The 25,190-nt window shown below is 56.7% G+C and carries 26 protein-coding genes and 2 tRNA genes; 12 read left to right on the top strand and 16 right to left on the bottom strand.

Annotation, left to right across the window (positions count from 1 at the left end; all coding sequences use genetic code 11):
* The first annotated feature begins 304 nt into the window (after positions 1-304).
* The 3 genes from tuf (at position 305) to CDI07_RS04430 (ending at position 2,055) form a co-directional block, all read left to right on the top strand.
* Entirely contained in the window at positions 305-1,591 is a 1,287-nt protein-coding gene (gene tuf / locus CDI07_RS04440; RefSeq protein WP_088181542.1) for a translation elongation factor EF-1 subunit alpha, read from the top strand.
* Between the two features lie 52 nt (positions 1,592-1,643).
* A complete protein-coding gene (rpsJ, locus tag CDI07_RS04435) occupies positions 1,644-1,952 on the top strand; it encodes a 30S ribosomal protein S10 (RefSeq protein WP_055429342.1) in 309 nt (102 codons plus the stop codon).
* A gap of 16 nt (positions 1,953-1,968) precedes the next feature.
* A tRNA-Ser gene (locus CDI07_RS04430) sits at positions 1,969-2,055 on the top strand.
* A gap of 480 nt (positions 2,056-2,535) precedes the next feature.
* On the opposite strand, the gene CDI07_RS04425 is transcribed toward CDI07_RS04430, so the two are convergent.
* On the bottom strand, positions 2,536-4,437 hold the full coding sequence (locus CDI07_RS04425) for an aldehyde ferredoxin oxidoreductase family protein (protein ID WP_088180455.1): 1,902 nt from the start codon (positions 4,435-4,437) through the stop codon (positions 2,536-2,538).
* A 161-nt stretch (positions 4,438-4,598) separates the two neighbouring features.
* Between CDI07_RS04425 and CDI07_RS10170 the strand changes: the two genes are divergently transcribed.
* Positions 4,599-4,754 carry a hypothetical protein gene (locus CDI07_RS10170; RefSeq protein WP_168169235.1) on the top strand — a complete coding sequence of 52 codons (156 nt, stop codon included), beginning with the start codon at positions 4,599-4,601 and terminating at the stop codon, positions 4,752-4,754.
* Between the two features lies 1 nt (position 4,755).
* On the opposite strand, the gene CDI07_RS04420 is transcribed toward CDI07_RS10170, so the two are convergent.
* Complete coding sequence (locus CDI07_RS04420) at positions 4,756-5,595, bottom strand: class I SAM-dependent methyltransferase family protein (protein WP_088180454.1); 840 nt, start codon at positions 5,593-5,595, stop codon at positions 4,756-4,758.
* Positions 5,596-5,722: 127 nt separating this feature from the next.
* Between CDI07_RS04420 and CDI07_RS04415 the strand changes: the two genes are divergently transcribed.
* On the top strand, positions 5,723-6,058 hold the full coding sequence (locus tag CDI07_RS04415; RefSeq protein WP_088181541.1) for a hypothetical protein: 336 nt from the start codon (positions 5,723-5,725) through the stop codon (positions 6,056-6,058).
* Between the two features lie 181 nt (positions 6,059-6,239).
* Positions 6,240-6,881, top strand: coding sequence for a CRISPR-associated protein Cas4 (gene cas4, locus CDI07_RS04410; RefSeq protein ID WP_088180453.1), 642 nt, complete (start codon positions 6,240-6,242; stop codon positions 6,879-6,881).
* Position 6,882: 1 nt separating this feature from the next.
* On the opposite strand, the gene CDI07_RS04405 is transcribed toward cas4, so the two are convergent.
* Positions 6,883-7,761 (bottom strand): MBL fold metallo-hydrolase, encoded by an 879-nt coding sequence (locus tag CDI07_RS04405; protein WP_088180452.1) that lies wholly within the window; start codon positions 7,759-7,761, stop codon positions 6,883-6,885.
* 75 nt (positions 7,762-7,836) lie between these two features.
* Positions 7,837-8,016 carry a hypothetical protein gene (locus CDI07_RS04400; RefSeq protein ID WP_055429436.1) on the bottom strand — a complete coding sequence of 60 codons (180 nt, stop codon included), beginning with the start codon at positions 8,014-8,016 and terminating at the stop codon, positions 7,837-7,839.
* A gap of 186 nt (positions 8,017-8,202) precedes the next feature.
* Here CDI07_RS04400 and CDI07_RS04395 point away from each other — a divergent pair, with 186 nt between their 5' ends.
* Complete coding sequence (locus tag CDI07_RS04395; protein ID WP_088180451.1) at positions 8,203-9,510, top strand: 2,3-diphosphoglycerate synthetase; 1,308 nt, start codon at positions 8,203-8,205, stop codon at positions 9,508-9,510.
* A complete protein-coding gene (locus CDI07_RS04390; RefSeq protein ID WP_088180450.1) occupies positions 9,507-10,397 on the top strand; it encodes a 2-phosphoglycerate kinase in 891 nt (296 codons plus the stop codon). The genes CDI07_RS04395 and CDI07_RS04390 overlap by 4 nt, the downstream gene beginning before the upstream one ends.
* Here CDI07_RS04390 and CDI07_RS04385 read toward each other — a convergent pair.
* From CDI07_RS04385 to CDI07_RS04375, 3 genes are read right to left on the bottom strand one after another with little or no spacing between them, the layout of a single operon-like run.
* Positions 10,363-11,898 carry a metallophosphoesterase gene (locus tag CDI07_RS04385; protein ID WP_088180449.1) on the bottom strand — a complete coding sequence of 512 codons (1,536 nt, stop codon included), beginning with the start codon at positions 11,896-11,898 and terminating at the stop codon, positions 10,363-10,365. The two genes, CDI07_RS04390 and CDI07_RS04385, sit on opposite strands and share 35 nt — an antisense overlap.
* A 5-nt stretch (positions 11,899-11,903) precedes the next feature.
* Positions 11,904-12,311, bottom strand: coding sequence for a cyclic nucleotide-binding/CBS domain-containing protein (locus tag CDI07_RS04380; protein ID WP_088180448.1), 408 nt, complete (start codon positions 12,309-12,311; stop codon positions 11,904-11,906).
* Between the two features lie 44 nt (positions 12,312-12,355).
* The gene (locus tag CDI07_RS04375) at positions 12,356-13,147 is read right to left on the bottom strand and encodes a class II glutamine amidotransferase (protein WP_088180447.1); all 792 of its coding nucleotides are present in this window, start codon (positions 13,145-13,147) and stop codon (positions 12,356-12,358) included.
* An 85-nt stretch (positions 13,148-13,232) separates the two neighbouring features.
* On the opposite strand from CDI07_RS04375, the gene CDI07_RS04370 reads away from it, so the two are divergent.
* Entirely contained in the window at positions 13,233-14,105 is an 873-nt protein-coding gene (locus CDI07_RS04370; RefSeq protein ID WP_088180446.1) for a type I restriction endonuclease, read from the top strand.
* On the opposite strand, the gene CDI07_RS04365 is transcribed toward CDI07_RS04370, so the two are convergent.
* From CDI07_RS04365 to CDI07_RS04335, 7 genes are all read right to left on the bottom strand, one after another.
* Positions 14,102-15,094, bottom strand: coding sequence for an AIR synthase family protein (locus tag CDI07_RS04365; RefSeq protein WP_088180445.1), 993 nt, complete (start codon positions 15,092-15,094; stop codon positions 14,102-14,104). The two genes, CDI07_RS04370 and CDI07_RS04365, sit on opposite strands and share 4 nt — an antisense overlap.
* Before the next feature lies 1 nt (position 15,095).
* Entirely contained in the window at positions 15,096-15,293 is a 198-nt protein-coding gene (locus tag CDI07_RS04360) for a hypothetical protein (protein WP_088181540.1), read from the bottom strand.
* 2 nt (positions 15,294-15,295) lie between these two features.
* On the bottom strand, positions 15,296-15,592 hold the full coding sequence (locus CDI07_RS04355; protein WP_088180444.1) for a winged helix-turn-helix domain-containing protein: 297 nt from the start codon (positions 15,590-15,592) through the stop codon (positions 15,296-15,298).
* Between the two features lie 190 nt (positions 15,593-15,782).
* Positions 15,783-16,964: a cell wall-binding repeat-containing protein gene (locus CDI07_RS04350; RefSeq protein WP_088180443.1), complete on the bottom strand. Its 1,182-nt coding sequence runs from the start codon at positions 16,962-16,964 to the stop codon at positions 15,783-15,785.
* A 235-nt stretch (positions 16,965-17,199) separates the two neighbouring features.
* On the bottom strand, positions 17,200-17,424 hold the full coding sequence (locus CDI07_RS04345) for a hypothetical protein (protein ID WP_088180442.1): 225 nt from the start codon (positions 17,422-17,424) through the stop codon (positions 17,200-17,202).
* The gene (locus CDI07_RS04340) at positions 17,424-18,128 is read right to left on the bottom strand and encodes a DUF4405 domain-containing protein (RefSeq protein WP_088180441.1); all 705 of its coding nucleotides are present in this window, start codon (positions 18,126-18,128) and stop codon (positions 17,424-17,426) included. The genes CDI07_RS04345 and CDI07_RS04340 overlap by 1 nt, the downstream gene beginning before the upstream one ends.
* Before the next feature lie 204 nt (positions 18,129-18,332).
* Positions 18,333-20,108: a ribosome biogenesis/translation initiation ATPase RLI gene (locus CDI07_RS04335; RefSeq protein WP_088180440.1), complete on the bottom strand. Its 1,776-nt coding sequence runs from the start codon at positions 20,106-20,108 to the stop codon at positions 18,333-18,335.
* Between the two features lie 152 nt (positions 20,109-20,260).
* Between CDI07_RS04335 and CDI07_RS04330 the strand changes: the two genes are divergently transcribed.
* Positions 20,261-22,960 carry a DEAD/DEAH box helicase gene (locus CDI07_RS04330; RefSeq protein ID WP_088180439.1) on the top strand — a complete coding sequence of 900 codons (2,700 nt, stop codon included), beginning with the start codon at positions 20,261-20,263 and terminating at the stop codon, positions 22,958-22,960.
* Positions 22,961-23,004: 44 nt separating this feature from the next.
* Here CDI07_RS04330 and CDI07_RS04325 read toward each other — a convergent pair whose 3' ends face one another.
* A complete protein-coding gene (locus CDI07_RS04325) occupies positions 23,005-23,634 on the bottom strand; it encodes a YigZ family protein (RefSeq protein ID WP_088180438.1) in 630 nt (209 codons plus the stop codon).
* Positions 23,635-23,637: 3 nt separating this feature from the next.
* Complete coding sequence (locus CDI07_RS04320; protein WP_088180437.1) at positions 23,638-24,084, bottom strand: HAD family hydrolase; 447 nt, start codon at positions 24,082-24,084, stop codon at positions 23,638-23,640.
* Between the two features lie 109 nt (positions 24,085-24,193).
* On the opposite strand from CDI07_RS04320, the gene CDI07_RS04315 reads away from it, so the two are divergent.
* Complete coding sequence (locus CDI07_RS04315; RefSeq protein ID WP_088180436.1) at positions 24,194-25,009, top strand: phosphatase PAP2 family protein; 816 nt, start codon at positions 24,194-24,196, stop codon at positions 25,007-25,009.
* 39 nt (positions 25,010-25,048) lie between these two features.
* Positions 25,049-25,125: transfer RNA gene (locus tag CDI07_RS04310), tRNA-Thr, on the top strand.
* The last annotated feature ends 65 nt before the right edge of the window (positions 25,126-25,190 follow it).

The raw sequence follows: 25,190 nt of genomic DNA, 5'->3' as shown, positions 1-25,190 counted from the left end.
CCTTTCACCCGTTCATTCTCGCCGGAGAAAGGCTTTGTAAGTTGACACGAGGCACTGGCGCTGTGGTCTCTGAGGGGCGGATATTGACCATGAAAGCTGAACCTGCGAGTTTGCCCTGAAAATTGACAGATTCCTGCCAACTCCAATTAGTTAACTTTTTAAACCCGCTTCGTAACTTAGGGACGGAACTCATGAGGCCTCCCCGAGAAAAGGCGGGTTTCCCGCCCGAGGGGGCCGAGGTTCGAAAGATTTAAAAAGCCATCCTAGTCAACGAGACTAGACCAAAATATGGAGGTGTATGAAAATGGCTAAGGAGAAGCCGCACGTTAACATCGTCTTTATAGGCCACGTCGACCACGGAAAGAGCACCACCATCGGAAGGCTGCTCTTCGACACTGCCAACATACCGGAGAACATCATCAAGAAGTTCGAGGAGATGGGTGAGAAGGGTAAGTCCTTCAAGTTCGCTTGGGTCATGGACAGGCTCAAGGAGGAGCGCGAGAGGGGTATCACCATTGACGTCGCCCACACCAAGTTCGAGACCCCGCACAAGTACATCACCATCATCGACGCTCCGGGCCACAGAGACTTCGTTAAGAACATGATCACCGGTGCCAGCCAGGCCGACGCTGCCGTTCTCGTCGTCGCCGCCACCGACGGTGTCATGCCGCAGACCAAGGAGCACGCCTTCCTTGCCAGGACCCTTGGTATCGGCCACATCATCGTCGCCATCAACAAGATGGACATGGTCAACTACGACGAGAAGAAGTTCAAGCAGGTCGCTGAGCAGGTCAAGAAGCTCCTCATGATGCTCGGTTACAAGGACTTCCCGATCATCCCGATCAGCGCTTGGGAGGGCGACAACGTCGTTAAGAAGAGCGAGAACATGCCCTGGTACAACGGCCCGACCCTCATCGACGCCCTCGACCAGATACCCGAGCCGCCGAAGCCCACCGACAAGCCGCTCCGCATCCCGATCCAGGACGTCTACTCCATCAAGGGTGTCGGTACCGTCCCGGTCGGCCGTGTCGAGACCGGTGTCCTCCGCGTCGGCGACGTCGTCATCTTCGAGCCGGCCAGCACAATCTTCCACAAGCCGATCCAGGGTGAGGTCAAGAGCATCGAGATGCACCACGAGGCCATGCAGGAGGCCCTTCCGGGTGACAACATCGGATTCAACGTCCGTGGCGTTGGTAAGAACGACATAAAGCGCGGTGACGTTGCCGGACACACCACCAACCCGCCGACCGTTGTCAGGCCGAAGGACACCTTCAAGGCCCAGATCATCGTCCTCAACCACCCGACCGCCATTACCGTCGGTTACACCCCGGTCCTCCACGCGCACACCCTCCAGGTCGCCGTCAGGTTCGAGCAGCTCCTGGCTAAGCTCGACCCGAGGACCGGTAACATCGTCGAGGAGAACCCGCAGTTCATCAAGACCGGTGACTCGGCCATCGTCGTCCTCAGGCCGACCAAGCCGATGGTCATCGAGCCGGTCAAGGAGATACCGCAGATGGGCAGGTTCGCCATCCGTGACATGGGCCAGACCGTCGCTGCCGGTATGGTTATCTCCATTCAGAAGGCCGAGTGAAGGCCTTCTCTGACCTTTCCTTTACTTCCTTGAACTCTTAGGAGGGACTGAAATGCAGAAGGCAAGGATTAAGCTCGCAAGCACCAACATTAAGGCCCTCAACGAGGTCACCGACCAGATCAAGCAGATAGCCGAGAGGACCGGCGTCAGGATGAGCGGACCCATACCGCTTCCGACCAAGAGGATAAGGATCACCACCAGGAAGAGCCCGGACGGCGAGGGCACCGCAACCTTTGACAAGTTTGAGCTCCGCGTTCACAAGAGGCTCGTCGACATCGAGGCCGACGAAAGGGCCATGCGCCAGATCATGCGCATTCGCGTCCCTGAGGACGTTACCATCGAGATCGAGCTCATCTCATGATTCTCCTCCTTTTTACGCCGGGGTAGCCTAGCCTGGGAAGGCGCGGGCCTGGAGAGTCCGTGGGCGTTAGCCCGCCAGGGTTCAAATCCCTGCCCCGGCGCCATACAACCCTTTCTAACGAAAGCGTTGACGGAAAGAGTGCGTGCAATTCTAAAAACGCTTGTTTTCTACGTGGTTTACCCTCCAATTGCCAATCTAATAGCGTTTCATTCACTCAAGGCGTCCTCCGGGCGCCAGGATGAAAGTGAAACCTGTTCAATAGCCCGTTTTAAAGTTAAACCCTCATCACAGGCGAATTTCAGAGTGCATGCTCTGATTCCTGCCAACTTTATGGAAAGATACTCTTGGGTCAAGCTTTGTTAACCCCGAAGTGGGGCTACGCCCCACAACCCCGTTTTTTCTCTAAAAACCTGGGAAACTACGTTTCCCCACCTTCCTTATTCCTTAATCCTCCGGGGGGCTAACGTCCCCACGCCCCCTTATATTCTGGTGTTAGAGTGCACGCTGACATTTCTCAGCTGTTCATGGAAAAGAACGCCTCTTTTGGTCAATTGTGCATAAACAGAAAAGTGAGAGGAGGGCTTCAAATACCAGCCCCGATGTCCTCGGCGATGTCCGGGAGGTCGAGGGCGATGAGCTTGACCTTGGTCGGGATTCCGTCCCTGCTCCAGCCCCTCGCCTGGTAGTACTCGTCGAGCATCCTGTCGAGCTCCCAAGGCGGAACGTGGAGGCCCTTGCTGACTCCCTCCGGGATCGGCTCCCACATGATTCTGTACGGGAGCGTGTCGTCCTTCCTGCTGAAGCCCTCGCGGACGTTGAAGGCCCTGGCGATGTTCATTATCCTCTCGCCGATGACCATCAGTTCGGCCTCGCCGATGTTCATGCCGGTGACGGCCTCGACGAGCGGCGGGAAGCCCTCGAGGAAGTACATGTGCCTCGAGAACTTACAGACGCCTGTGGCGTCGTAGACCGCCATGAGGTTCTCGTGGAAGGCGATCTCGAATCCCTTGTTCTCGCCCTTGGTCCTGTCGACGCCGTCGAACTTCCACCACCTGCCGACCAGCTCGGTTCCGTAGGCGCCGCTGGTCAGGTGGTCCGCGCCGCGGACGTTGACGGCAAATGCAAGGGCCATTCCCTTTATGCCGCGGACATCATACGCTGGAGGCTCCATGCCCTTGACGTGCATGGCGAACTTCTCGCTGCCCTTGCCGAGCCTCTCGCTGGCTCTCTTGACACCATCTGCGAGGAGCTTTCCGAGGTTGCCCTCGCGGTAGGCCATCTTTTTGAGGGCCTCGACGGCAGCTTCTCCGTTGCCGAAGGTGAGCTCGAGGCCGTCGGCGTCTTCCTTGCTGAGGAGGCCCCTCTCGTAGGCCTCCATGGCCCAGGCGATGGTGACACCGGCCGAGATGGTGTCGAGACCGAGCTCGTCGGCGAGGTAGTTGAGGTAAGCCACCGTCTCGAAGTCGTCGAGCTCGAGAACACCGCCGAATGAGTAGAGGGTCTCGTACTCGGGACCGTCGGTCAGGAAGGTGCCCCAGCGCTCGCTCTCGACCTTGATGTACTGGCTGCACGGCTTGTTACAGAGCGGGCACGGCTTCCTTCCAACGCGGTACTTCGGCGCCCAGAAGTACGGATCGATTCCGATGTGCTCCCTTCCCTCCTCCTTGGCCTTCTCGTAGGCCTTCTTGAAGAAGCCCATCTGCCAGTTCCTGACCGGGAAGGTTCCGCGCTCGCGGTTCATCCAGTCGAGGAACTCACCGCTTCCGTAGTCCATGTCAGCCTTGGTGGCCGGGTGGTCCTTAAAGACCATGGCCCACTCCTTGATGAGCTCGCGGAGCTTTTCCGGCTCGGCGATCGGTATCTTCTTGGTTCCCTTGACGAGGATTCCCTTGAGCTTCTTGCTTCCGAGGACGGCTCCGGGACCGCCCCTACCTGCCTGCCTGTCGTCGGTCTCTATCGTAGCTATCCTGCTGAGGTTCTCACCGGCCGGGCCGATGAAAGCAGTGGAGAATCCAGGGTACTCCTCCTTCGCCTTCTTCCTGGCCTCGCCGGTGGTGAGGCCCCAGTAGCCCTCGGCTGGGACTATCTTAGCATCGTCGTTCTCGATTATAACCATAACGGGCTCTTCGCTCTGGCCCTCGATTATCAGAACATCGTAGCCGGCCTTCTTGAGCTCCTCACCCATCTTGGCACCGGCCATCGAGCGGCCGTAACCTCCGGTGAGCGGGCTCTTGAAGTTGAACGCCGTCTTCGAACCGGTTCCGATTCCCGTGGCAACGAACAGGCCGGGGGTGATTATCATCTTGTTCTCCGGTCCGAGGGGGTCCGCCCCGGCTGGAACCTCATCGTAGAGAAGCCTGGTACCGAAGCCAACGCCGCCGAGGTACTTCCGTGGGAACTCCTCCGGCAGGGGCTCCACCTTGACCTCGTGGGTCGTCAGGTTGACCCTCAGAATCTTGCCCCAGTAACCACCTTTCGCCTCCATATCAGAATCACCTCGAAAGATTTTCGGGTTGGAGGATATAAGGCCTTCGCAAAAGGAAGCGTTTCACTAGTCATCTTAAGTTAAGTTCATCTGTTAACTGAAGGCGGCCTGAGTGCCCAAAGGTTTATGTGGTGGCGCGAAAACCTTCATCGGTGAACTGAATGGATGACCGGCTCAAGTCCTGCAGGAACTGCCGCTGGTTCGGTGCTATAGACTCCTACTTCCCGACGCAGGGGATATGCAGGAGGCACATGAAGACCGTCCACATGAACTTCGTATGCGACGACTGGGAACCCCTGTGGGGTGGAGAAGAATAGCTCATTTCTTGAAAACCCTCACGTCAACGACGACGTGCCAGACGCCAGGGGCGTAGCGCTTGATTACCAGTTCGTTGAGCTTCTCGGCCTCGTAGCCGTGCTCCCTTGCGATTCTCTGGAACGTCCTGAAGGGCTCCCTCGGCATCAGCCTCTCGGGCACGGTGTTGTGGTAGTGGATTACCGCCTCGTCCTTCGCTATGCTCAGCGCCTTTGGTATGAACTCGTGGGTCGTTACGACGTAGCCCATCAGAACGCGGTCGGCTATGTTCTCTCCCGGAAAATCCCGGTTGTCGATGTTGTAGGCCGTCATCCTGTCTTGAACCCGGTTCAGCTCGATGTTCTCAACGAGGAACCTGAACGTGTAAGGACTCTTCTCTATGGCTATCACCCGGGCCATTCCGTGGATGGCCATGGGGAGGCTGAGGTGCCCGATTCCCGCGAACATGTCCACGACCAGCTCGCCTGGTTTGGCGATCTTCGCCATCCTTACGCGCTCCTTGACGTTGGCCGGCGAGAACATTATCCTTGCCACGTCCAGCTTGTACCTTATCCCGTTCTCGACGTGAACCGTCACCGTGTCGCTTCCGTAGAGAACCTCGTAGTTCGTCTCCCTGAACTCGCCGCCTATGCGGCCCTTCCTCAGGACTGTCTTGACGCCGAGGACTTCCGCGTAGACCTCGGCTATTCTGCCCTTGTAGGGTTCGAGTTCGGGCCTGAGAGGCAGAATCAGAACGTCGCCTATCCGAACCCAGTGCTTCGGGAGCATTTCAACTAGCTCCCCGGGGAGCTCCTTCGAGAGTATCTCCCTGATGCGCGGCTTTATCAGTTGCGTCTTCCTCATCGGCCTTACTCAGCCCGGAAACTTTAAAAAGCCTTCTCCCGTCATTTCGGCAAAAAGCGAGGAGAAAGCCTTAAAAACCTGGAGAACGAATTTAAAGCGAGAAATCCTCCGGAGGTCGATGAGGAGTATGGATGATGAGCCCTCAAGTAGTTGGTTTTCCCGTCTGTTTAAGTCACGTGAAAAACCCGCCCTTCTTGAGCAGAAACTGAGTCGGGAGGCGTACGAGGACTACAGGCAGCTTTTAATGAAGGCCCGTCCAGAGGTGAACGGTTCGAAGCTCACCCTCAGGCTCTCGAACGGAACCGTCGAGCTTGAGGACGGAGTCCTGCGCGTCAGGGCAAAGAACAGGAAAGCCGCGGAGAAAATACTCCGCAACCTGCACCACTACGAGCAGCCGCCGAGCCTCTGGCCCGCGTACGGCCTCAGCTACTCGCTCAAGAGGAAGAAGGGCACCATACTCTGATTTTATTCCCCTTTTAATTCCGGTCTTCTTTCCCCAAAGATTTAAATGGTGGGTTAGACTTAACTCTCCAAGCGGATGACGACCCTTGCCCAGTCTGATGGGTGATGACGTCGGTATTAGCTGACGCAGGGGCGGCGAGGTTCGCGGGCCGATGACCCGCCCCGTCTCTGGAGGGAAAACTATGAGCAACAACGGTCACGATGAAGGTGATGAACTCATAGAGTTTTACGCCAGCGAGGCTCTAACCTGTCCCAGGAGGATATACTTCCGGCTCAAGGGTTATCCCGAGAGGTGGCCGGAGTTCGTTAAGGTGAGGCTTAACCAGGGAATAAACACCCACAATGTCCTCGGCGAGATTCTGCAGAAACGTTTCGGCTTTGAGCTTGAGAAGCGCATGATCCTGCGCTCCTCCCGCTTGGGCTTCGAGATACACGGGAGGGTGGATGCCATAAGGGATTTCCCCATCGAAATCAAGGGGAAGACGAGCCTTCCGCGGAACCCCTACGACTACCACCTTGCCCAACTCAACGTGTACCTTCGCTGGGCCGAGGCGGAGTACGGCTATCTCTACTACATCAAGCTCCACGAGGAGCCGATGAAGGTCATCAACAAGATAGACTTCTCCCGTTTTCCCATCGTCAGGGGGCCGAACTTCAGGGCCTTCGAGGTTCCCTACGACGGCAAGCTCTTCCGGGAGACGCTGAGGCACTTCTACTCCGTTAAGCGTGCGTACGAGAAAGGAAAGCCCCCGAAGGGCTGGAACGACTTCACCTGCAGGTTCTGCCCCTACCGGTACCTCTGCTACCCCGATGGGGACGAGTAGCTCAGTCCCCCCTAAGCTTCCATTTCAGCCCCTTGTCAACCGTTGCCTCGATCCTCCCCTCGTTGTACAGCGTCGCTATGAAGGCCCTCAGCGGGACGAGGTTGAGGGCGAGTTTTTGGGGTGTCACCTCGACCCCATAATGCCCCATGATTTTGAAGGCCAGCTCGTCGATGCTCATTGGGTTTTTGAGGAGTTCTATGATGAGGTTCTCCATCTCTTCGACGCGGTTGAGATTGAAGTCGAGCAGTTCGAGCGCCTCCTCATCCTTCACGGCCTTTCCGTGGGAGGGTATGAGCAGGAAGCCCTTCTCTGCATAATTCTGCAATTCTTTAATTGAAGCTTTAAATAGTTCTGGATCGACCAGGTAGGGCAGTCCAACCGCTTCTATTACCCTCTCCCCGAAGAAAGCATCCCCTGCGTAGAGGATGCCGTTCTCCTCGTCCAGAAAGCCCGTCATTCCCGGCGAATGGCCGTTCAACTTGACCGCCTTCAGGCCGAAGGGTTCGTCACTCCACTCGAAGACGGCGTGAACTTTAACCTCCTCCGGGAACTGGAAGACGAGGAACCCCTCCGGTGCCTTCGAGCCGAAGGTGAGAAGCTCCCTGTTGAGCGGGCTCTCGGCAACCGAGAACTCGAACCGGTGCATGAAGAGGGGCGCGTCTATCCTGGGCGCCACCGCGATGTGGTCCGCGTGACCGTGCGTTGCGAGCTGGGCTTTTATCTCGAGCCCAAGCTTTCTGACCTCTCTCCTGAGGTCTTTGTGCCTCCCGCTCCCGTGACCGGGGTCAACGATGACAGCGCCCCCTTCGACCACCCTGATGAGGGTTGAGGGGCTTCCGGGGTAGAGGTAGGCCGAATCGCCTAGTTTCCTTAGTGCCATGATACCACCGTAGGGATTAGGTGGGGGAGAATAAAAGGGCATCGGCGTCAACACAAGGAAAAAGAAGGGGAGAAATCAGACGTGCCTCGGGTAGAGGGTCTTCTTGCCCTCGTCCTTGGCCCTCTTGACGGCCTTCTCGATGAGAGCCTTGATCTCGGCCTCAAGGGCCTCGTAGAACTCTGGGTTAACCCTCATCTCGGGCTCTATGGCCTTGACGGCCTCCTTAACCTTGGACTTAACTATCAGCTCAGCCATTTCCACACACCTCCATCTCAGGCACCGCCCTCAGGCGATTGCCATTTATTTTACCCCTCCGGGGTTTATAACCCTTCCTACGGTTCCTGGGGCGATGTGCGTCCTACCCCTAATCCAGTGGTGTCCATTCCGGAGTCTCGGCAAAAGGTTAAATCCACCTAGAGCTTAGATGTTAACGGTGGTGTTATGGGAAAGGGAAGGCTCGTCCTGATTGACGGCGAGCATTACCCCGATGTCACCGCTTGGGCGGTGAGAAAGCTGGGTGATGTCTGCTGTGCCGTTTTTCTCGGCGGGAGTGAGAAGATTGGGGACGTTGGCGAGATAGAGCGGAAGCTCGGCGTTGTTGTGTACCGCGGTAGCGATTACCTTTCATCCCTCAGAAGGGCCCTCGAGGAGAACGAGATAACCGAGGTTGTTGATTTGAGCGATGAACCGGTGTTAGATTACGAGGACAGGTTCAGGATAGCCTCGCTCTGCATGCTCTACGGCGTCCCTTACAGGGGGGCAGATTTTTACTTCACACCGCGCCGGCTCAAGAGGACGCGGAAGCCCAGTGTGGCGGTCATCGGGACTGGAAAGAGGGTCGGAAAGACCGCCGTGAGCGGATTCATAGCGAGAACCCTCAAGGAGATAGCGAGGCCGGTGATAGTGACGATGGGACGTGGAGGTCCGGCCGAACCGGAGCTGATAGAGGGAGACAAGTTCGAGATAACCCCGGAGTTTCTCCTCAGGCTCGCCGAAAGCGGGAAGCACGCCGCATCGGATCACTTCGAGGACGCCCTAACTTCGCGCGTGACGACCATAGGCTGCCGCCGCTGCGGGGGAGGCATGGCGGGATTTTCGTTCTTCGACGTGATAGACGAGGGGATAAGGCTGGCAGAGAGCCTTCCCAACGACCTCATAATTCTCGAGGGCAGCGGGGCGACATTCCCGGCCTACCGCGCCGACGGTTACATCCTGATAACCAGCGCGAAGCAGAAACTGGACTTCATAAAGGGCTACTTCGGCCCCTTCAGGGTGAGCCTCGCGGACATAGTCGTCGTCACCATGGCAGACTCCGTGAGCGAGGGGCGCCTCAGGGCGCTGAAAGAGGCTGTGAGGTCGGTAAATCCTGACGCGGACGTTCATTTCACGACCCTGCGCTCGAGGCCCCTGGGGGACGTTTCGGGGAAGAGGCTCGGCCTCGTCATGACATCCGGCGATGCCCTCCCAAGGGCAGGAGAATGGCTTGAAAAGCTGGGAGCGGAGATAGTATGCGCCTCGGCCAACCTTTCCAAGAGGGGTCCGCTCATGAGGGACCTAGAAGCCTTCAGTGGGATAGATGCGGTTGCGGTTGAGCTCAAAGCTGCCGCCGTTGACGTCGTTACGAGATGGGCGTTGGAGCGGGGGATAGAGGTCATCTATCTGGACAACGAGCCGGTCAACGTGGACGGCAAGGACCTGCGGGAGGCTGTTCTAAGGCTGGGACGTTCGATTCTGGAGGGAGGGGGATGATAATCGTCACCGACCCCGAGAGAAAGATACGCCTGCCCTTTTCAAGGGGCATCCTAACGCGCTCCATAACCCTCGCCGGCGTTGAGGTGGGTATAGCCTACATCATCGCGACGGAGGTTCAGAAGGAGCTCAACGAGGAGAGGCGCAAGCTGGTAACCACGGAGGAGATAAGGGCGCTGACGTACAGAAAGCTCATCGAGCACGGACTGGGTGAGGCCGCGAAGCGCTATCTCTTCTGGCGCCAGCTCCGGAGGCTTAAGATTCCCATAACCATACTCCTCGGTGGCGCGACCGGCGTCGGAAAGTCGACGATAGCCACCGAGCTGGCCTTCCGCCTCGGTATAAGGAGCGTCATAGGCACAGACACGATAAGGGAGGTCATGAGGAAGATAATCGCGCCGGAGCTCCTTCCGGACATACACACCTCGTCGTTCATGGCCTGGAAGGCGGTGCCGCAGGGCAGGGGGGAGGAGTCCCCCCTCATAAAGGGCTTCAAAAACCAGGTTGAGCATGTATCTGTTGGCATCGCGGCCGTTCTCGACAGGGCCTACAAGGAGGGATTCAACGCGATAATCGAGGGCATTCATCTCGTCCCCGGCTATGTAGAGCTCAAGGAGAACAGCTTCATGTACGTGATAACGGTCAGCGGGAGGAAGGACCTGGAGGCGAGGTTCTACGAGAGGGCGCGATACAGCAAGAGGCCGGCCGACTACTACCTGGAGCACCTCGACGCGATAATTGAGATACAAGAGTTCATCGTTGAGAGGGCAAAGGAATACGGAATCCCCGTTATAAACAACGTCGAGCTTGAGAAAACGGTCAACGCGATAATGGAAGACATAATGGAGAGGCTCATGGAGAGGATGGAAGCGAAGGTGAGGGACTGAACGGTGCCTTTATCTTCCATATCCCAACGAGCCTTCCGGAGCCCCACGTTGCCTGGACCTCGAAGACGACCACCATGTCCCGGTAGACGTCTATCACGTTGAATGTGTTCCCGTACGGATTTCTGTGGAGTTCCCAGCTTATGGAGCCCGCGTTGACGATGGGCGTTTTCTCGACTTTGATTCCGAAGGAGTTGCCGCCGTGGCCGGTCAGAACGAGGTTCGCTTCCCGTCTGGTGATGACGCGGAGAACGTCGCCCGCATCCTCCAGGAAGCCGACCTCCCTGCTTCTGGGTATGGGGACTATGTTGTGGTGCATTACGACGACGGTGAAGCTCTCCCGGTACTCTTCGAGGCGCACGGCGAGTTTTCTCTGACCTATCCTCCCCACGACGCCTATGGGCGTCTCGTACTGGGCGCTTATGACCGGGATGAATGTGAAGCCCTCCAGTTCCTTTATCTCCGGCTCGCCGAAGTACTCCAGGAACAGGTCGTAGCCCAGGTAGGTTATGTCGTTATGGCCCGGGACGACCAGCTTTTCCGCCTTTATCCTCTCATAGAACTCGTAGGCCCTCTCGTAGTAGCGCTCTATCCCCATATCGACGACGTCACCGCAGTGGAGCACTATGTCCGGCTTGAGCTTCTCGTTTATGGTCCTGAGGGCGTTCTCCAGAACCTTGCGCCTGAAGTACATCCTGTCCGAGACGTTGCTCTCGCTCATCTGAACTATCCTGAGGAGCCTTTTACCCCTCGGGACGAAGAGCTTTGGCTTCACCGGCCGGTGCTCCTTGATTATCTGCTCCCCGGTAACGCGCTTTATCCTCACCTCTATCCTTCCATCATCGTGGAGGGTTATGACGTTGTAGCTGTTGACGTCGCCCTTACGGGTTTTTCTGCACGAGGTGCAGCCTGCGTTGTCCACCACCATGTCCTCGATGCGGTAGACGTTGGGAACGTGCTTGTGGCCGCAGGTGTAGAGGTTGACCTCATGCCTGAGGAGAAGGTCGAGAACGTCTCCGGCGTTAAAGAGCACGTTCCTTTCCCGTCCCGTGTCCGGGAGTGGCACGAGGTGGTGGTGGGCGGCAACTATCTTGAATTTCCTGTCAGAGTACTCCTCAAGCTTTTTCTTTAGCCATCTGAACTTGTGGCCGCCAACGCGGCCATCGCTTAAGTCCGGAATCGTGGAGTCCACCCATATCACGACGCCGTCGTCGAACTCAAAGACGCCGTTCAGCGGCCCGATAAATCGCTCAAAGAGCGTATAGCCGACGTTTCTGACGTCGTGGTTGCCCGGAATAACAACCAGAGGCTTCTGGATTTTCCTGAGTTCGTAGGCGGCCCTCTCGTACTCCTCGCGCAGTCCCTGGTTGGTCACGTCGCCCGTATGGATGACGAAGTCGAAGTCTCCCCTGTTTATTTCGTTGACTATGAGGTCGTAGGCGTATCCCTTGTAGGCGCTCTCGCCCGTTATGTGGGTGTCGCTTATGTGGGCTATCCTTATCATGGCCATCACTCAGCCGCTATGGCTGTCTCAAGTCTTCTCCTGCTGGCGGTGAGGAGGTCGCTCAGGCTGAATATCCCGACTATCTCACCCTCCTCCTCGATGAGCATGTGCTTGATGCCCTTCTTCGCCATCAGGTCCAGGACTTCCCTGAGGGGGGTGTTCGAGTCAACCGTTATCAGCTCCCCGCTCATGATCTCCCTCACGGGTGTTGTGTTCGGGAGTCCCGGAATGACGACGCGCCTTATTACGTCGCTCTTCGTGAAGAAGCCGACGACCTTGCCCTTCTCAACGACGACTAGAGAACCGATGTCGAACTCCACCATAACCTCGCAGGCCCGCTTTATGCTATCGTCCGGCTCAACGCCGATGAGCTTTCTCGTCATGTAAACCTTAATCGGAGCGTTCGTGTCCATCCCACCACCCAAAATAAAAATGGGGAGACATCGTATATAACGTTTCACAGGTGGACGGTCTCGACTTCAAAGGCATCCTCGTGGATGCGCACGCAGAACGCGGTTTCGTTCGGTGCCACCTCGTATTCCGCGGGATGGTAGAGCTCCAGGGTTGATGAGACGACCGCGAAGAGTTTCTCCCTCTGCAGAACAAGGAGCTTGCCGTAGTCGTAGTTCAGCGGGTTCTCCATGTATTCATCGCTCATCCTCGCAGTGATGAAGGCCATGAAGTCCCCGGTCGAGCGGTGGAAGAGGGTCACCGTGTTGAAGAGGGACTTCGTAGTCTCCTCGATGGTTCTGTAGTGGACGAGCAGGTTGCTGAGGCTCGGGTTCTGAAGCTTTCTGCACAGGTAGGTTGCGAAGGCGTAGGTGTCGGAGGCGTTCTCCAGCTCCTTCTCGTCTAGGTCTGCCAGCTCTATGATTCTGGACTTGTCGAGGTCGCCGTTGTGGAGGAGCCAGAAGGTGAAGCCGTGCCTTGAGGAGAACGCGAAGGGCTGGACGTTGAAGAGGCTCTTGACGCCCTGGGATGCCGCCCTGGCGTGCACCATGAGTGTTACGAAGCCCTCCAGCTCACCCCTAAGGGACTTCACCGCCTCGGTGTCTTCAAACACGGGTTTCATTGACCTGTAGTGCCTCACGCTTCCGTCCTTGAGCAGCACGTAGCCCCAGCCGTCGCGATGCTGTTTTCCCCTTCCGCGCTTTTCCTTGTAAGGATCGTTTTCGGACGCCTTGACCAGTGCATCCAGGAGGGGGGCGACGTCCCTGCCATCCCCAGCCGCGAAGAGTATCCGACACATGTTTTCCACCGGGCGATACTACTCGACCAACCCCAAAAGCTTTTAGGTTGCCCGGAGCAGAACCTACGTGCTGGGGGGTATGTGCATGGATGAACTCAGGGAAGCGGTGGTCAACGTTCTCAGGAAGGTGCGCGCTCACAGGGGCCTCTACACCAAGAACGAGGAGGCTGTGAAGCAGCATCTCATCGGCGAAATATTTCGGGCCCTCGGCTGGGACTGGAACAACCCGGAGGAGGTCCGACCGGAGGCCAGGACCGAAGATGGAAGGGCGGACTACGCCCTCATGCTGGACGGAAAGGTCTTCGCCTACGTCGAGGCAAAGAACATGGGCGTGAACATCCTAAAAAAGGACGAGCCACTGCGCCAGCTGGCGCGGTACTGCTTCAACTCCGGCGTGAGGTATGGGATTCTTACGAACGGCACCGTCTGGATAGCGGTTAAGGCCTTTGAAGAAGGCTCCCGCCTCTGGGACAGGGTTTTAATAGCCGCCAACATCGAGGAGGAGCCCCTTGAGAGGGTTGTTCTCAAGCTCTCCATCCTCTCCAAGTCTAGGATAAGGGACGTCGAGAGGCTTGCCTCCCTGCTTAAGGCACTTGAGCTGAGCTTCGAGGGGCTGAAGAGGGAGGGATATTCCGAAAAAACTCTCGTCGAGTATCTGACTTCCCGCGAGGGCTCCACGACGCTACCCGTTGCCGAGCTCCGTGGAGACGAAACCCCCAAGGCAGCTTACGTCTACGACAGCGGCTGGAAGCTCCTGCCTTTACCCGAGAAGAGCATCAAGGGCGTCCTCCTCGCGGTTCTGCTGTACATGGAGAAGACATCTTCGGGCTATCAGAGGGAGGAGATAAGAAAGGCCTATGAGCACCTCAGAACGGTTCAGCTGGACCCCAAAACGGCTCTTGAGATACTCCGGAAGCTTGAGGAAGAGGAAAGGCTGAGAATAGCAGTGGAGCTTTAGACGACCTTCCAGAGCTCGTCGCTTTCAGGCCTCCCCAAGGGCCTCTCACTTCCGTTCTCAACGATTACCTTCACGCCCGGGTCTTCCACGAACTCGCCTATGACTGAGGCGTTTATGCCCTTCCTTCTCAGGGCTTCAACGACCGCATCAACCCGCTCCTTGGGTGCGGCTATCATCAGCGTCCCGGAGCTTATTAGTGCCAGCGGGTCTAGATTGTAGAAGCCGCATATCTTCAGTGTCTCTTCCCTTATGGGGATTCTCTCCCGATAAACGCGGAAGCCCAAGCCTGCCGCATCCGCCATCTCGTGGAGGCCGTTGGCTATGCCCCCCTCCGTTGGGTCGTGCATGGCATGGACGCCAACTTCGTTGGCAGTAAGGGCATCCTCCACGACGCTTATCATCCCGATGAAAGACATGGCTTTTTCCACGAAATCCCTTCCGAAGGCCCTCTCCAGTTCCTCCTCTCTCTCGCTGGCTATTATTGACGTCCCCTCGAGGCCGGCCCACTTGGTGACGATAATGGCATCCCCAGGCCTGGCTCCGTTGGAAGTTACGAGCTTCTCCCGCTCAACCTCACCGAGCATCGTCCCGACGACTATGGGCTTCTCCAGCCCAGGGGTCACCTCGGTGTGGCCGCCGACTATGGCGACCCCGAGCTTTGATGCGCTCTCGTGGAGCTCGCGCATTATCTCGATGAGAAGACTCTCATCGGCGCTCTCCGGGAGAAGTATGCTCACCAGAAACCACTTCGGCCTTGCGCCAAAGGTTGCAACGTCGTTGGCGTTGACGTGAACCGCATAGAAACCTATCCCCTTTTCGGCCCCGGTTATCGGGTCTGTCGATGCCACGAGAACGGAAGAACCAAAATCGATTGCAGCGGCGTCTATGCCGAGGTCAGCCCCGATTATAACCCTCTCTCCCCTAGCCCCGAGGTGGTTAAAGACCAGCTCCCTGAGCTTCTCCGGGGGGATTTTACCTGGAGGCAGCATTTCAGACTTCCTCAAGCTTCTTCTTGACTTCCTCGGTGTGCCTCTTGGTCTCCTCCAGTGTGTTCCTCAGCTGGGCGAGCTCAAGCTTGAGCTCCCCTAGGGTCTTGTTCATCTGGTAGAAGGCGAAGACCATTATCGCTATCAGTATGAGCCCGAGGACTATGCTTATCCACCCGCTCGGGGTCGATGCGTAGGGCATCATCACACCTCCTTAAGGTTCTTTATGGTCTCATTATCAACGACGAACTTAAAGGGCTTTGCCCGGTAGTACTTCTTTGCCCTGGGGTCGTTGGGCTCCAGGCGGAGCTCGCTCTCGACGAGGTTGGCCTTCTCGAGCTTCTTGAGGTGGAGGTAGAGCAACTGGCGGGAAATGCCTAGGGCCTTGGCCAGCTCGTAGACGTACCACTCCTTTTCGCAGAGCATTTTGAGTATCCTCACCCTCACGGGGGAACTCAGGGCCTCTGCAACCACTGTTATCTCCTGTATGCTCTCGACCATCTCACATCACTCTTGAGCTTCCATAGGGCAGCAGGCTCTTACATAAGTTGGTGGGGAGAAATAAAAAGCTTTCGAATCAGCGCCTCAGGAAGGCGTAAAACGGGCCCCCAAGGAGCGAGAAGGACGGTAGAAGGGCAACGCGGGTGAAAGATTGTAAAGCAGCGATAAAAAGGAAAATCCAAAAGCGGGTTCACGGCCTTGCGTGGCCGCCGTGCACTGGGAGTACCATATGCTCCCTGAACTTGCCCCTCCCGTTGGCGTATAGCTCAAGCAACTCGCGCCGTATCTGCTCCATGAGGGAGTCGATGGCATCGTAGTCCTTGTTTTTGATGGCTACTTTCAATTGTCCCACAAGTTCCCTCAGCTCCGTGACGTTGATTCCAGCCCGCTCCATGGCATTGAGCTGTATCTCAACGCGGTGAACGAATATCTCTGCCCTCATGGCCGGTTCAAAACGCACTTTGACCTCCCACTCGTCGGAGGCCACCCGTATCACGAACTCCGCGTGGGCCTTGGCCGCTATCGCCTGACCGTAGGCCCTTCCATACTTGCCCATGTCGTAGGCGTCCCTGGCGTTCTCCAGCTCCCTCTCCGCGAGGGCCAGCATCCTGGTTACGAGCATCTCCTCCTGCGGGTCCAGGGTCACGTTCTGGAGCATCTCTCTCGCGGTCGCTATCCTTTCCTCGCTCGCGTTGATGGCCTCGAGTGCCATCTCAGGGGTCACGTTCACCTCGATCTCCGTGATGTTGGCGTGGGTTCTCATCCTCTCCCTGACCCTCTCGGCAACGTGCATCATCACGTGGCTGTGGATTATCGTGATGTTCTTGGGCATTATCTGGAACTTCGCCATTATCCTGATGGGGTCTGTGGTATCGTTGGCGAATATTATGACGCCGTGAACCTTGACGGCCCTTCTGAGAGCCTCCTTTATCGCTCCGGTGTCGTTGCCAGGAACAACTATCACGCTGTTTTCAAACTTTATCCTGAGCTTGACTGTTGCGTTCCCGATGACCGCCACGTTGGTCTCGTACCTGTTCTGGCCGCCCCAGCGTTCGACGGTGATGTTGAGATCCTGGAGGTCACTGACGTACTGTTCCACCACGGCATCAGGACCACCGATTATTATCACCTCGTCCGGGGCGTAGCTCATGATCTCCGCCGTAACGTTCGGGTCGTAGGCACCCCACTCTGTGGTTACCACGATGGCCCCGGTAACGTTCGCCAGGTACTCGGCCAGGGCGCAGTCTGCTTCGTTGTCGCTTACCAGAATCACGGTCACGGGTGTATCCGCGGCGGCAGCCCTACCGAAGGACAGCGTGGTCGCTACAAGCATCAAACCAAAGAGCAATGCAATGCCTTTTTTCCACATCATACCGCTTCACCTCGATGTTCTCTATGAAATAAGACATATTTAAGCTTTTTTCACGAAATCGTCCGTTTAGATTCACGTTCGTTTATTGAAGCGGTCCCTTCTCTCTTTTTTCGATTTTTATCGTTAAACAACGTTACCCACCGTTTATTTGCGTTTAATCGGACATTTAAAAGAAGGTTAGAAAAAACCGGGGGATTTCTCCGGAGTGCAAAGTCAGTAAAGGCACGTATCCCCTTTAAACCTCCTCTAGCATCTTCTCCACGTCGTCGGTTGCTTTCATGAGTTCAACTGCCGATGCGTTTATGCCCCTTACCTCTGCGAGCATCCCGCTCAGTGTTTTGTTGAGGCGGTACGTTGAAAGCGCTACCACCGTCAGGAGGACGAGCCACAGTGCGATGCTTACGTACTCAACGTAGCCGGGTGTCTCTGCATAGACGTATTGAGGAAAGTACGGCCCCATCAGCTTTCCTCCCCGCCGGTTGTGTTGGATGTTGAGTCGGTCTCACCCGACTTCGCTCCAAGGAGCTTTTCAATGGCTGCCGCGAGTTCCTCCTTGAAGACCTCTCTGTCCAGGCCGTTCTTGACCTCTATGGTCTCGAGGAGTTCGCTGGGTTCCGCCTCGATGCCGTAATCCTCCTTCAGCGCCTTCGCCAGCTCTTCTGCGGAGACGCCGTAGATTTCCGCCAGCCTTTGGAGTGTGTAGGTCTTCATCATCGAGCCGGTTATCTCAACGTAGGTGTAGGTAGCGTTGGTGTCGGCGGCTACGTAAACCTCGTAATCCGTCCCCCTATCGGACTCTTCCTCTATGAAGTATGCCTTGTAGGCCTGGAACCCACCGATGACCAGGCCCATGGTGAGCAGAAAAGCCACCGCAGGCTTCCATCTGTTCTGTTTGAAACCCACTTTAAGCATGGTCAACATGCTTCTGAAGCCTATCACGAGGTGCACCGCTATGAGACCTATCATGGCGAAGCCCATGTACGTGTGTACGTTCGTCCAGGCGTCCTTGTCCAGGCCAAGGAACGTCCATCCTATGGTGTCAGCTATCCTCCCCGAGGGCGCCAGGTAAAGGGCTATCCCCGAGACGGCGAGTATTACGAACACTACAGTGAGAACCAGGTCGATCGTCCCCCTAAGCCACGCCGGAGCCGTCCATCTTGCCATCACCGGCACCTCCCGCGACATTTTATCTCTTGGAGCCTTCCAGCGATTGCGTCGAACCTAATCATACTATCACCCACATATGTATGTTCTAACTTACATATGCTAGTCAGGTTTAAAAAGATTTCGGATATGCTATACGCCAGGCAGAATGGGAAAAGCAATAAGAAGGGCTAGAAAAACGCAAAAGAGGATGTAGAGGGATGTCTATGCCGAGACGTAGTAGTACTCGCCCCTCTCCTTCTGCTCCCTGTCCTTCACGGAGCCTTCCTTATTGGCCCTCGGTCTTCCGGTCTCTGGGTCTCTCCTGAAGGTTATGCCGACCGAGGCCAGGAAGCGGTTCATGCCTTCCCTCATTCCCATGGGCCGAAGCGCCCTTCCGCTCTTTCCGGGCTCGCCCTCGAAGACTATGAGCCTGTCGCTGAGATAGTCGACCATCATGACGTCGTGCTCGACTATCAGGGCAGTCTTCTCGTTCTTTGCCATGAGTGAGCGTATGGCCTTTGAGACGGCCAACCTCTGCTCGACGTCGAGGTGTGCGGAAGGCTCGTCGAGGAGGTACAGGTCAGCGTCGCGGATCAGGCAGGCGGTTATCGCAACCCTCTGGAGTTCTCCACCGCTCAGCTCGTTCACCTTCTTGTCGTAGAGGTCCGGGATGCCGAGCGGGTTCAGGAGTTCGGTCTTGTAGAAGCTGTTCATCAGCTTTCCTGCGTTTATCTTGCTCAGTAGATCGAAGACCGTCCCCTCGTAGTCCACCTTGATATACTGCGGCTTGTAGCTTACGGTGAGCGTCCAGTCAACCTCACCCTCGGTTGGTTTCTCAACACCGGCGAGCATCTTGACGAAGGTGGTCTTACCTATTCCGTTGGGACCCACTATGCCAACCACTTCGCCGACGTAGAGCGTTCCGCCCTCCGCCTCGAGCCTGAAGGCTCCGTAGTCCTTCACCAGCCTCGGGTACTCGACCAGTATCTCGCCCTCCTGGCTCTTCCTCTCGCTTTTCTTGGTGAAGCTGACCTCATACGGCCTGAAGCGAACGTTCTCGTCGCGGAGATAGCCGCGCAGGAACTCGTTTATGCCGTTGCGCGTTGACTTCGGCTGGGAGAATATACCGTACGCTCCAGGCTTGCCGTAGACGACATGGATTATGTCGCTCATGTAGTCGAGAATCGCCAGGTCGTGCTCGACCGTCAGAACGGCCTTTCCGGAGTCGGCAAGCTTGCGGATGATCTTGGCCACCCTGAGGCGCTGCCTTATGTCGAGGTAGCTCGAGGGCTCGTCGAAGAAGTAGAAGTGAGCCTCCCTGAGCATGGCCGCGGCTATAGCCACGCGCTGGAGCTCACCGCCGGACAGCTGCTTTATCTCCCTGTCGAGGATGTTCTCGAGTTCAAGCTCCTTGACAACCTCATCGAACTTGCCCGCCTCGTCGGCCTTCTTCAGCAGGTCCCTAACTTTGCCCTTGACGGCCTTGGGTATCAGGTCAACGTACTGCGGCTTGACGACGGGCCTTATCTCGCCCTTCTTCAGCCTCTCGAAGTAGTTCTGGAGCTCGTTGCCGCGGAATGCCCTGATAACGTTGTCCCAGTCCTCGTTGTCGCCGCAGAGGTTTGGAACGATTTGCCCGGACAGGGCCTTAACGGCCGTCGTCTTACCCGTTCCGTTCGGTCCGAGAATACCGACTACCATGCCGTCCTTGACCACCGGGAGCCTGTAGAGGACGAAGGCGTTTATCCCATAGCGGTGCACACAGCCTTCCTCGAGCTCCTCTGGAAGGTTCACTATGGTTATCGCGTTGAACGGGCACTTGTGGACACAGATTCCGCAGCCGGTACAGCTTGCCTCCTGAATCACCGGGCGGTAGTTCTCCTCGTCTATGATTATCGCCTCTCCGCCCATTCGATTGACCGGGCAGACGCGCTCGCACAGGAAGTTGCCGCACTTGTCCGGATTGCACCTGTCGTAATCGATGACCGCTATCCTCATCACTCACCACCGGGTTAGGCTGAGGGAGAGGGTTTTAAAGGGTTGCGGGATGGTGACCCTCCTGTCGTTCGCTCCATCTTGTTCAGTGGGCAGGAGTTTCATAGTGGAGACATGCCCGCTACTTTTTTAGCCGTTCTTTCCAATTTATCTCCATGTCCCTCTTCGAGACGCTCAAGCCTCTCAAGTCCGAGATAGCGAGGGTGCATGTTTTTCCGCCTAAGGAAGGCGAGTTCGGGGATTTTCGGTTCAACAACCCCGAGGTAAACGCCCTCCTCGAAGAGCTCGGCTTCACCCTATACCGTCATCAGGTCGAGGCCCTCGGGAGGCTCTACTCTGGAAAAAACGTCGTCGTGACGACGCCGACGGCGAGCGGCAAGAGTGAGATCTTCAGGCTGGCCATCTTCGACTCCTACCTCTCCAACCCCCGCGCGACCTACCTGCTCATATACCCCACGAGGGCCCTCATAAACAACCAGCTCGAGAAGTTCTCACTTCAGAACCTCGTCTTCTACCGCCTCACCGGAAAGCACGTGAGCGCGAGGATCCTGACCGGAGACGTCCCCTGGGAGGAGAGGCGGCAACTCCTTCGCGAGAAGCCAAGGGTTATCTTTACGACCCCAGACATGCTCCACTACAACATTCTGCGCCGCTGGCGGGACTACGAGTGGCTCCTCAGGAACCTCCGCTACCTGGTCGTTGATGAGCTTCACGTTTACAGGGGTGTCTTCGGCAGCAACTTTGCGTATCTCTTCCGCCGCCTCGACTTCAGGCTGAGGCGCCTTGGGGCGAAGCCCCAGATCATAGCGCTCTCGGCAACGCTCAGGAACCCGAAGGAGTTTGCGGAGAAGCTCTTCAGGAGGAGATTCGAGGCGATAGGCCACGCCACCAACCCCTTTCCGAGGAGGTATCTCGTCATCTTCGAGCCGAGGAACCTCGACGAGAGGCAGCTCCTCCGGGCGGCCGTTGAGAGGCTCGCCGGGGAGAAGGTTAAGACGCTGGTCTTCTTCGACAGCAGAAGGGGAACCGAAAAGCTCCTCCGCTTCCTCCTCAGCTCTCCGATCTTTCACAGAACGAGCACCTACAAGGGGACTCTACCCAAGAACGTCCGCTGGGAGATAGAGCGGGACTTCAAGGATGGCAAACTGCTCGTTCTCCTAACGACCAACGCCCTCGAGCTCGGCATAGACATCGGCGACCTCGATGCCGTCATCAACTACGGCATCCCTCCGGACGGCCTTTTCTCCCTCATTCAGCGCTTCGGCAGGGCCGGAAGGAAGGCCGACAGAGAAGCTTTGAACGCCATAGTCCTCAGAAAGAACGGCCTCGACTACTATTACAGGGAACACTTCGACGAGCTCGTTGAGAGGCTGGAGAGGGGTATAATCGAATACATGCCGGTCAACCTGGAGAACGAGCGCATAGCCGAGAAGCACCTCCACTACCTCCTCACGGAGCTGGGGATAGTCGACTGGGACGAGCTTGAGGAGTTCGAGAGGAAGATGGCCGAGAGGCTCGTCATCAAGAGGAAGGCAGACCTGAAGAAAAATCCGCTCACTGGAAGGCTTGAAGTCCGCCTGAGGAAGCCGGCCTTCAGCTACTCGTCACTGAGAACGGCGAGCGATGAGACGTTCTTCCTCGTTAAGGACGAGCCCTGGATAAGGGGCAAGCTGATGGAGAAGTCCTCGCTCAGGGAGTTGCTCAACTTCATCAACTGGCTCAGGCTCAAGGGTTACATCATCGAGGAGGTCGATGCCGGCGAGTACCACCGCTCTCTCCTCCCGGGAATGGCCTACTTCTCACGGGGAGAGCTCTACATGGCCGGAGACAGGCTCTCCCTTGGAAAGTTCCACTTCGTCTTCGCGAGGGGACTTAACCGCTTCTGGGACGTGGAAACCTTTGTGGCCAAGAGGGAGGAGGTCGAGATACTTGAGAGCAGGGACGAGAAAACCTACAGGGGAGTTGAGATACACCTCGGTCGGCTGAGGGTCAGGCACGTCTACACTGGATTCGCCGTCAAAGGGGCCGACACAGGGAACTACGTCGGTGAGCTGGTCAGACTGAAGGAGGACGGCATCCTGCGCGGCGAGATACAGTCCCCGATGACAGGCGAGAGGATCGAGGCCGGGGAGGACTTCTCGATCCTCAACTGGGAGAAGTTTGCGAAGGTGGAGTTCGAGGAACCCTACATCAGGGAGTTTGAGACCGATGGAATATGGCTCGTCTTTCCGGACTCGATAAGGGAAGTCACGAGCGAGGAGTTCAGGGAGTTCTTCAATGTGGCCACCGAGAAGGGCTTTGAAGACCCTGCCTTTACCCTCTACAGCAACCTCGACAGGAGGAAGCTCTTCCCGCTCTACCTCGGGACGACAACCCACGTCATAAGGAAAGCCATCGGTGACGCCCTTCAGAGGCTCGGAATCAGCGATGAAGAGCTGGCCTTTGCGATAAAGAAGATGATCGACAGCAAGGACGGAATCGGCTCGGCGCTTCACGCGATAGAGCACAACATGATAAAAATCGCCCCCATCTTCACCTACGTGGATTCGAGGGAGCTAGGCGGCTACAGCTACGCGAGCTTTCCGGGCTTACCCCACGCTGGAAGGTCGGTCGTGTTCATCTACGACGGCAACGAAGGGGGAGCGGGCCTCGCACCGATAATCTACGAAAACGTCGAGATGCTGATGGAGAAAAGCCTTGAGCACCTTCGTTCCTGCCCCTGCCAGGACGGCTGTCCCGTTTGCACGCTCTCCCCGAAGTGCGGTACCTTCAACGAGTTCCTAGACAAATGGGCCGCGATAAGGGTCTGGGAAAGGGTTCTGGAAGGGTCCTCCTCCGATGGCAGGGGTGACTGAGTTGGATTTTTACATGGTATGTAATTTACATGGGGTGTAAAAACTCAGAGGTTCCCCTCAAATGAACTCATGAAGAGCCTCCTCAGCCGGATCTTTCCCCTCGTCCTCTCAGTCAAGAGCTCCATCAGATTCTCCGCTTCTCCTTTCCTCGTTTCGACGGTGAACGTCACCAGCTCGCCGTAGTCCTCTCCAACGACTTTTCCTCCGGAATTCTCAACGGTCTCCCTGACGAGATGAAACAGGCCATATGGGAAGGTGACCTGGAAGCGCTCCGTCTCGTAGACTTCAACGATGCCTGCGTTCTCGATGGCCAAGCTGGCGGCATCGCTGTAGGCTTTGACCAGACCGCCGTAGCCGAGCTTTATGCCGCCGAAGTAGCGGGTAACAACGACGACAACGTTGCTCAACCCTTTGTTCTGGATAACCTTGAGGACGGGCTTTCCCGCACTGCCCTTCGGCTCGCCGTCGTCATCGTAGCGAACCGCGAAGCTCTTTCCGTCGTTGATGAGGTAGGCGGAAACGTTGTGCGTCGCGTCGCTGTGGTGGGCCTTGATTTTTGCGATGAACTCCTTGGCCTCTTCCTCCGTCTTTACCGGCGAGGCGTAACCTATGAAGACTGACTTCTTGACCACGAGCTCGGCAGTGCCGACTCCCCTCAGCGTTCTGTGGTCCATAGCTCACCCTCTGAGCGTCGCTATGAGCTTTCTCTCGTCGAGGAGCATGGCTATGGCATCCTTAACGTCCCTCACAACCACATCGCTGGCGAGGAGGGCGTCGGTTGTCGCTCCCTCAGGTCCTATCACGCAGAAAGCTAACTCCGCGCCTTCCAGCATGGCCACGTCGTTGTTCCCGTTGCCAACGGCTATGTAGGGTTCATAACCCTTCGCGATTTCCGCCTTCTCGGCACCGCTCGAAACCCTTTCTATCCTCACGGGAAGTTCCCTGAACTCTTCCTCCAGCGTTCCAAAGGTGTCCGCGCTCAGAACGACGACCGTGTACTTGTCCGCGAGCCTTTCGAGGAGATGCTTTACCTCCTCCCCGACTTTTCCGCTTTCTCCAAGTGTGCCGTTGAGGTCGAAAAGGATGGTCTGAGCTCTTATTTCCCCGTAGTTTGGTATTCGCATGTTCTCACCACCCCTTATTCGAGTGTAAGGTTTTTAAGGGTTGGAGTCGAAGGCGATAGTGTGTTTAAGAGTGGAGAATTAAAGGTTTGACTACTCGGGGGTAAAAGTTATGAACCTGCTCCAGCGTCGCCTTCAGGACCCGGAGGTGCTCGTACGGCTTAACGCGTTCTTTCTCAGCTACTTTGGATGGATAGCCTTCGGGGTACTGTACGGGGTTATCGGCCGCTGGAGCGTTGACGTGACCTCTGAGTTTCTGAGGCTCCCCCTTACGTCCAGAGAATTTGTTGTTGGCCTCGTTGAGTTCACAAAGGCCGTTCCCCCGCTGTACTCCCTCTTTACGGTTGTCTATTACCTGGGGTTCTCAGGCTCAATAGCCATCATAGTCTTCTACCTGCTCATCTACAAGAAAGACCTCAAGGCCTCGGACGAGCTGTTCATCCGCTATCTGATGGCCTACGCCGTGGCGGGTGCGATATATCTCGTCTTCCACATCTACGCGCCCCACATAGTCTACAATCTACCTGGATACAACTCGTCGAACACGCTCCTAACGAGGCAGGAGTTCGTCCTTCCGTCCCTCCACAACACCATCATAACGATAAACATCGTGACCCTCTGGAGATACAGAAAAGAGCTCGGCGGCAAGCTTCTTATACTGGTGAACACCCTCATACCCTTTGCCACGGTCTTCCTGGGCCACCACTGGGTCTACGACGTTTTGACAGGCATAGCACTCGGTGCCCTCATAGCCAAAGTCACTGACGGGAGAACGACCCGGATTCCGGAGACCATTTACAACTTGGAGATCGCCTCCCTGCGGAAGGTAACGGTGGTGAACTTCCTCCTCGCGGTCCTCGTCCTTATAGTCGCCGCCAACCCCGACAGGTGGCTGGAGATTATAAACGGGCTCCTTCCAGGCCCCTGAGAAAAACTTATAAACTTCCCGTTAACCTTAACATCGGGTGCCGGGGTAGCCTAGCTCGGCAGGGCGGCGGACTCGTAATCCGCAGGTCGCGGGTTCAAATCCCGCTCCCGGCTCCACAATTGTCCTTCTCTTTTGAAAAGCCAACCTTCTTTAGAAAGCCTCATTAGAACATCGTCTTCCA

Origin of the sequence: Thermococcus sp. 5-4 (assembly GCF_002197185.1) — an archaeon.
GTDB classification, from domain to species: Archaea; Methanobacteriota_B; Thermococci; order Thermococcales; family Thermococcaceae; genus Thermococcus; species Thermococcus radiotolerans.
The sequence above is the reverse complement of the archived record's forward strand: the minus strand, read 5'-3'. Positions and strand labels throughout refer to the sequence as shown.